8 protein-coding genes are annotated in these 7423 nt (G+C 68.8%); 1 reads left to right on the forward strand and 7 read right to left on the reverse strand.

Annotation, left to right across the window (positions count from 1 at the left end):
* Positions 1–181 precede the first annotated feature (181 nt).
* From J2X68_RS28740 to J2X68_RS28770, 7 genes are all read right to left on the reverse strand, one after another.
* Positions 182–697: an adenylyltransferase/cytidyltransferase family protein gene (locus J2X68_RS28740; protein WP_310435486.1), complete on the reverse strand. Its 516-nt coding sequence runs from the start codon at positions 695–697 to the stop codon at positions 182–184.
* An 11-nt stretch (positions 698–708) separates the two neighbouring features.
* Positions 709–1494, reverse strand: a complete 786-nt coding sequence (locus tag J2X68_RS28745) for a class I SAM-dependent methyltransferase (RefSeq protein WP_310435487.1) — start codon at positions 1492–1494, stop codon at positions 709–711.
* A gap of 23 nt (positions 1495–1517) precedes the next feature.
* On the reverse strand, positions 1518–2663 hold the full coding sequence (locus J2X68_RS28750) for a hypothetical protein (protein ID WP_310435488.1): 1146 nt from the start codon (positions 2661–2663) through the stop codon (positions 1518–1520).
* A gap of 92 nt (positions 2664–2755) precedes the next feature.
* Positions 2756–3574 carry a hypothetical protein gene (locus J2X68_RS28755; RefSeq protein WP_310435489.1) on the reverse strand — a complete coding sequence of 273 codons (819 nt, stop codon included), beginning with the start codon at positions 3572–3574 and terminating at the stop codon, positions 2756–2758.
* A gap of 39 nt (positions 3575–3613) precedes the next feature.
* On the reverse strand, positions 3614–4708 hold the full coding sequence (gene selD / locus J2X68_RS28760) for a selenide, water dikinase SelD (RefSeq protein WP_310435490.1): 1095 nt from the start codon (positions 4706–4708) through the stop codon (positions 3614–3616).
* A 189-nt stretch (positions 4709–4897) separates the two neighbouring features.
* Positions 4898–6076: an acyl-CoA dehydrogenase family protein gene (locus J2X68_RS28765; RefSeq protein WP_310435491.1), complete on the reverse strand. Its 1179-nt coding sequence runs from the start codon at positions 6074–6076 to the stop codon at positions 4898–4900.
* A gap of 109 nt (positions 6077–6185) precedes the next feature.
* Complete coding sequence (locus J2X68_RS28770) at positions 6186–6578, reverse strand: ferredoxin (RefSeq protein ID WP_310435492.1); 393 nt, start codon at positions 6576–6578, stop codon at positions 6186–6188.
* Between the two features lie 281 nt (positions 6579–6859).
* On the opposite strand from J2X68_RS28770, the gene J2X68_RS28775 reads away from it, so the two are divergent.
* On the forward strand, positions 6860–7225 hold the full coding sequence (locus J2X68_RS28775; RefSeq protein WP_310435493.1) for a DUF6479 family protein: 366 nt from the start codon (positions 6860–6862) through the stop codon (positions 7223–7225).
* The last annotated feature ends 198 nt before the right edge of the window (positions 7226–7423 follow it).

A 7423-nucleotide genomic window follows, 5' to 3' on the forward strand; every position in this document is an offset into this window, starting at 1 on the left:
ACGATCTGAGCGGCGCAGGAGTTGCGGGCAGCGGGCGGGGGGATCTCGGCGCAGCGCGGCCATTTGCTCCTCTGCCTTACGACCACGAGTTCGGGTTCGCTGCGGGGAGAAGCCGACGCACCGCCGCGCGGCGCAGGGTCACCCGGCCGGCTCACCACCGGGCCGGGTGACAACCCGCGGGTCAGCCGGTCAGCGACCGGATCGTCTCGGCGGTACCGGAGGGAACCATGTGATCCCACGGCAGAGAGTTCCGCCAACGGCGGCGCACCTCCGTGCCCGTGACGAGTTTCTCCGTTCTCTCCCAGAGCACCAGCACGTCATATCCGGCGGCTTCGGCCAAGGCCTGTTTCTCGCGCCCCCAAGCGTCGTACACCGTGAGTGCCACGAGGTCGCAGGCTCCGAGCGAGGAGCGCAGCGTGGTAGGGGATCGCAGATCGCAGGGCACGACGCGTGGACGGAGATGCGGGGTCAGCAGCGCCAGGCTGGTCGAGATCATCGCGGAACGCTGCTCGTAGGTGAACGGGTTCGCCTCGTCGCTGGAGCGTTTCGCGTCGGCTCTCGTGTGCCGGGTCCATTCCACCGAAGGGTTGGTGATGCCGACGGTGAGACGGGCGCTGTACCGACCGGCCTCCGTCAGGTACTCGAAGTGGCCCCAGTGGAAGGGCTGAAAACGTCCGATGACGGCAACCTCCGGCACCAGGCTTCCTCCTAGTCCGCCACTGCCAGAGCGAAGAGCCAGTCGACGTTGCCGGACGAGCGCGGCTCGACGGCCTCTTCCATCTGGACGACGGAGAAGGAGTGCCGTTCCAGGAGTTGCCGGAGAAGAGTGGGAGTGAACAGTTGGAAGAACCGGCCGCCCAGACCTTCTCCCGTATCGATGACGTTCACTCCGGAGCCGGCCTTGACCAGCACATAGAGCACTCCGCCGGGGGCGAGCACGCGCCGGAACCCGGCCACTGCCGCGTCCGCTCCCAGCCCGTGCGACACCAGGGGCAGGTGGTGGAGCGTCGCGTGGTTGCGGATGCAGTGGAAGTGGCCGTCGTCGACCGCGCCCAGGTCACGCATGTCCGTGACCAGCACGCCTTCCGGGCCGATGCGTCCTTCCTCCTGTGCGCGGCGCAGATACTCCACGAAGCCGTCGGCGTTCTCGAGGGCGACAGCCTCGATGTCGGATTCGCCGGCGAAGCGCAGCACGTCCCGCCCGTAGCCTGCCCCCACGTCGAGCAGCCGCCACTGCGGTGCCCCTCCGAGCGACAGACTTCCGTCGGCGATCCTCGAACGCACGCGCTCCAGAAGCGTCGTGGTCAGATACTCGTCCCATTTCCAGGGCTGGGCCTCGCGCGCTTGTTCATAGGACGCGCTCTGTTCGGTGTACGCCGCTGCGGTAGCCCTGACGACTTCGTCGACGGCCGCGGCCACGGCGTCTCTTGTGAGAAGGCCGGGTTCGGCCTGGTCCTGCTCGATCACCCGCATGGCGTCCTGCAGGTTGCCCATGTGTCTCTCTCTTTCCGTGTGACTCAGGTGTGGGCTCGTGAAAGGGCTGCCGCACCGAGTGCGGCCGACAGGCTGACATCACCGGCCGGGTCGAGAAGCGTGACGCCGGAGGGATGCAAGGCGAGTTCGCGCCGGACGAGTCCCGTGAACATCTGACGGTAGGGCAGTTGGCGAAGGTTCCTGCCACTCAACACCAGGTCGACCGGCGACCCGAGATTTCTGACCAAGTGCGCCAGTTCCGCGACGACACGTGCCGCCGACCGGGCCAGCCTCATCGCCACGGGATGCCCGCGCACAGCCGCGCGGCAGTAGTCCTCGTAATCGGCCTGCGGCAGGTCGGCGAGGCGCCTGAACGCCTCCGTCACACAAGCCGCCCCCAGGGCGTCACGCGCCGTGCCGTGAAGCCCGGTCATGGGATGGGCAAAACATTCGAGTGGTGGACTCGTGGGCAGGCATTTGGCCAACTGCAGGGGCAGAGCCGACACCTGGTGGGTTCCGAGGGCCAGTCCGGAGGCGAACGACGTACCGAGTTTCAGGGCGAGCAGTGAGCGGCCCTCTCCCGGGGGCCGGGCCAGGGCCTCGGCGGCCGCGACCGCCTCCCCGTCGTTCCAACTGAGAACCGGGCACCCGAGGGCCTTGGTCAGAGCGTTGTCGAGTTCGCCCGCATCCAGCAGGTCGAACACCTCGCCGCCGACTTCCGTCAGGATGGACATCGCACGCAGCCCGATGGACGTGCGGGGTGCCGACCATGCGATGCCCACGCCTTGGACCTCGTGGGAGAGTTCGTCCCCGGTCAGCAGCTCGACGAACGACCGGAGCGAGATGCCGGACAGCGCGGACTCGTGCCCCGTGCCCAGCCTCATCTCCCGGCTGCCGACCACCGTGCCGCCGCAGACGCGGACCAGTCTCAGGTAGTGCCCGCCCACGTTGATTCCGAGCAGAGGATCAGGGCCTGCTCCCCCTTCCAGCGGGCTGAATCGGTGTACCGGCGTCGCCCCGGGGACCGACGCACCATCGCTCAGCCTGACGGGCACCCCCGATGCCTGGTGCCACCAGTTGCGCCAACTGCCCGTGGGATCGACCCGCTCGAGAGCGGAGGCCACGTCGTCCCGTCCGGACGCCGGGGTGATCGCGATGTCCCCGGAGCCCTGGATGTTCACGAGGTTCACCAGGGTCCTGGCGGCGTCCGCCGCGGTTCCCGCGACGGTGAGAGACGCATGGCGTCCCGTCAACTGCTGCTCTGTCGCTTCCACATCGTGTCCTAGGGAACGGCCTGGATCGTTTCGGTGTGACCCCAGAGGTAATCGAAAGACGCCTTCAGCATGCGGTAACCGTGGGACCCGGAACGGAAAAGAATCATCGGCAGCCGAACCGGCGCCTCCGGTGCCAGGATGTTCGGCGAGAAGAAGGCGACATGGGGAAATATCACTACGGTGCAATAGGGCGCCGGCATGAAGCGACGTAGCGTGATGTACGGTCCCGAGGTTGCACAGACGTTGAGCACCGTGGCGATGGTGGATTCCGCATCCCTCTCGGTCTGGGGCTTCTGCCCGGCGGCGAGATTCGGTTCCTCGATCGACGTCCTCTCCCAGACTGCCGGACTGTCGGAGCGTTCGATCAGCGCTCGCATATGGACAGCACCGTTCGCGTTCCGCAACATGCGCTCGATGTCCCGGTAGAAGGGACCCAGAGGATTGAAGAAGACTCGCAGGGTCGGCCCCATGATGCATATCTCGCCATTCAAATGCGCAAGGAATTCCTCGGAGAGTCGTGTCTGCGCGTTGTCCTGGTTCGAGTTGAATTCACGGTCCTTGTACACCCGGGTGATGCCTGCGTCCGACAGTTCATTGAAAAGTCGCCACACCTCGTCCCCGAGCCATCGCTCCTTCAGCTTGTCGTATGCGAACGAGACGAGGACGGGAAAGAGAACCGCAGAGCCCAGGGACTGGAGAGTCACGGAGACGGTGGTCCACACCACGCCCTTCGTGGCAACGGAAATGGCGACACCGATCGTGAACACGAGGAATCCCGCGACGGCACCGATGACGAGTATCCGGCGAGGAGGAGCCCCTGCGCTCATTCTTTGCCCACCTTCAGCACTGTGGAAGCCATCCTGTGTTCATGCCCTCACTCGGACCGCTCCCGGTTTTCCCGGTGTGACCGTCCCGATCACCGCCGCGAACTGCCGCGCCTTCGAGCACGATTCGAGGAATCGCGCCGCGACGTCTGGAGCCGCGGCCAGCAACAGGCCTCCGGACGTCTGCGGATCGCTCAAGAGGAAGCGCATGGCCAAGGGCGTTCGCCCCCAGTCGATCTCCTCCTCCAGCTCGAAGTAGTTGCGTTCCGCGCTGTTCGGGACGACGCCGTGCTCCTCCAGCAGCCGCTCCGCCGCGGGCAGCGCGGGAACGCGGTGCAGATCGACGTCCGCGGCATGCCCCGACGCGCTGAGCATGTTGTGCAGATGCCCGGTGAGGCCGTAGCCGGTGACATCGGTGGCCGCCCGCACACCGGCCGACACGGCCAGTTCGGCGGAGGTCCGGTTCGATGACGCCATGACCCCTTCCGCGACCGACGCCGTCTCCGGCCCGACCACTCCTGCCTTCACCGCCGCCATGACGATTCCCGTGCCGAGCGGTTTCGTCAGGATGAGCACATGCCCTGGTCGTGCGTTGCGGATCAACATCACCTCTCCGGGTCTCGCCGTGCCGACGACGGCGAGTCCGAACAGCGGCATGCTGGAAGTGATCGTGTGCCCTCCGAGAAGAACTGCCGATGCCTCGGAAAGGACATCGACGGCAGACCGGGTGAGCGCCACCATCTGTGCCTTGCCGACGCCTTCCGGCCACCCGAGAACGCTCAGGGCGACAAGAGGGGTCGCACCCATCGCGAATATGTCGGAGAGGGCGTTGAGTGCCGCTATACGACCCCATGTGGCGGCATCCGCGGAAACCGGCGTCCCGAAATCGACGGTGACGGCCAGCAGTCGGTCGGGCGCTATTTCGTAGAGGGCGGCGTCATCGCGGGACCGGCCGTCCGTATGCACCCGGTGCACTGCATTGAGCGTTCCGACCATGTCGTCCACAGCAGACATGAAACCGCTCAGCTTGCGCAGGGGTACCTTGCAGCCACACCCGGCTGCGGGCGAAAGCCCCAGTAAGTCGTCTGCCTTTGCGTCAGTCACAGCTCCCCCGCCCGCCGACCCGACCCTGGGCACCCCGCCCGCACCCCCGCCGGGTCAGGATGGCACACCCACGGCCTCCGGCGTAAGAAGTCGCAAAAGACCGACTCTGTCCACGCCAAGATCGTGTCGCTGACCCGGCTTTGCCAGGTGACTCCACACGTCGGCGCGCCCAGGAAGACAATCACCCTTCCGGGGAGTTGCCGATCTCGTAGAGGCCGGATACTAACGCCGTACCCGGGGCATTCCCAGGCCGATCCACGAGATGATCTCGCGTTGGATCTCGTTGTTGCCGCCGCCGAAGGTGAAGATCACGGCGGAGCGGTAGCCGCGTTCGAGTTCGCCGTGCAGCACGGCGCCGGCCGAGCCCTCCTGGAGGGCGCCCGGGGCGGCGACGATCTCCAGCAGCCAGGCGTAGGCGTCCCGGCGGGCCTCCGAGCCGTAGACCTTGACGGCGGAGGCGTCCTGCGGGGTGAGGGTGCCGTTCTGGAGGGCGCCGACCATCTGCCAGTTGAGGAGCTTGAGCGCGTCGAGCTTCACATGGGTCTGCGCCAGCCGGCGGCGCACCCAGGGCAGATCGACGACCCGGCGGCCGTCGGCGAGCTTGGTCTCCGTCGCCCAGCGCTGTACGTCGTGCAGGGCGCGGATGGCCATCGTGCCGTGCGCGGCGAGGGTCACCCGCTCGTGGTTGAGCTGGTTGGTGATCAGCCGCCAGCCCTGGTTCTCGGCGCCGACCCGCCGGGAGACGGGGACGCGCACGTTCTCGTAGTAGCTGGCGGTGGTGTCGTGGGAGGCGAGGGTCCGGATCACCGTGCAGGAGTAACCGGAGTCGCCGGTCGGCACGAGGAGCATGGTGATGCCCTTGTGCGGCGGGGCTTCGGGATCGGTGCGCACCGCGAGCCACACCCAGTCGGCGGTGTCCCCGTTGGTCGTCCAGATCTTCTGCCCGTCGACGACGTACGTGTCGCCGTCGCGCACCGCGCGCGTCTTGAGCGCGGCGAGGTCGGTGCCGGCGTCGGGTTCGCTGTAGCCGATCGCGAAGTCGATCTCCCCTGCGAGGATCTTGGGCAGGAAGTACGCCTTCTGCTCGTCGGTGCCGTAGCGCATGATCGTCGGTCCGACGGTGTTCAGCGCCATCAGCGGCAGCGGCACGCCGGCCTGGGCGGCCTCGTCGAAGAAGACGAACTGCTCGATCGGGGTGAGACCACGGCCGCCGTACTCCTCGGGCCAGCCGACGCCGAGCCAGCCGTCCGCGCCGAGGCGGCGGATCGTCGCGCGGTAGAAGCGTTTCGCGGCGACCGGGTCGATGTGCCGGGCGTAGGCGTTGTGCGGTACCAACTCGGCGAAGTAGGCACGCAGTTCGGTGCGCAGCCGCAGTTGCTCGGGCGTGTGGTCGAGGTGCACGGCGCCTCCAGGCTCCCCAAGGCCGGTCCTGACGGCGCACACGGTAGAACGTGTTTCAGAAATTGGGAATGGCGGCGGCCCTCCCGGTTGCGGTCCCGGGCGCGGGACCTCAGACCAGTGTGCCGATGAACTCCGTACAGGCCGCGGCACAGGCGCGGCAGGCGGCGGCGCCCTCCGCGGCTCCCGGGTGCTTGTCGAAGACGTGGGCGGTCTCCAGGCACACCGTCCGGCACCACTCCAGCTGGGCGCGGATGCCCGCCTCGTCCAGGCGGTTGTCCTCGGACAGCACGCGGCAGGTCGCGTCGCACACCTCCGCGCACATGATGCCCTTGCGGCGCAGCAGCGCCTGGTCGTCGGTCCCGTCCGGGTCCACGAGGCTCGCGCGCAGCGCACTCTCCCGCGCGCACTCGGTGCACGCCTGGGCGCAGGCGAAGCGGTCCTCCAGGAAGCGGAAGAGCTCCTGTTGCGATGTCTGGTACGTCTGGGATGTCGTCGAAGTCACCCCTGACGGGTAGCCGGGCGGGGCGGCGCGAAACCCGTCGACCGGCCCGGAGGCGGCGCAGACCGCCGAGAGCGGGAGGCGGCGATCGCCGGGGGTGGGGCCGGCGGGCGGCGGTGGCCGCGGAGCGCGAGCGGGGCGGGTGGCGCCGCCCGCCGAGCGCGAGCGGGCAGCGCCCGCCGGGCGAGGGGCGGCGGCGATCGCCCGGCGTGAGGGGGCGCCGACGGAGCGTCACGCGCCCGGCGTGGCGGGTTCATGCCCTATTTGATGGGTATTCGCCTGATATGACTAACGCAAGCGTTCAGCTGGCCGCCGCGAGCGGCCTGCTCAGCCTGGTGCTGTTCGTGGTGGCCATGGCCGTCCTTGCCGTGCTGGGCGGCAGCTTCTGGCTGGGCACACGGGTGAAGTCGCGCGAGTCGGCCCGGCCGCGCCCCGAGGAACAGCCGCACCTCCCGCCGGAAGGCGCCGTGCACGAGATTCGCGAGAACAGGGAACCCGACGAGGTGCCCCGGATGCAGAAGGGCGGTCGTCCCCTCACGCCCTATGAGCTGACCAATCTGCAGACCCGGCCGAGCGGGGACAAGACCAGGCCGCGCTGGAGCCGCGGCAGCAGCGGGTCGTTCGGCGGGGGCGGTCTCGGGTCCCACTGACCGGGAGTCCGGTGCCCCCGGCCGCCGGGGTGAGCCCGAGGGCGACCGGCCGGCAGCAGGCCACACGGGAGGAGTCGAGCGGGGGGGGGGGGGGGCCGGGGGGGGGGCCCCCCCCCCCCCCCCCCCCGGGGGGGGGGCCCCCCCCGGGGGGGCCCCCCCCCCCCCCCCCCCCCCCCGCGGCGCCCCCCCCCCCCCCCC

This window comes from Streptomyces sp. 3330 (genome assembly GCF_031456635.1).
Classification (GTDB): Bacteria; Actinomycetota; Actinomycetes; order Streptomycetales; family Streptomycetaceae; genus Streptomyces.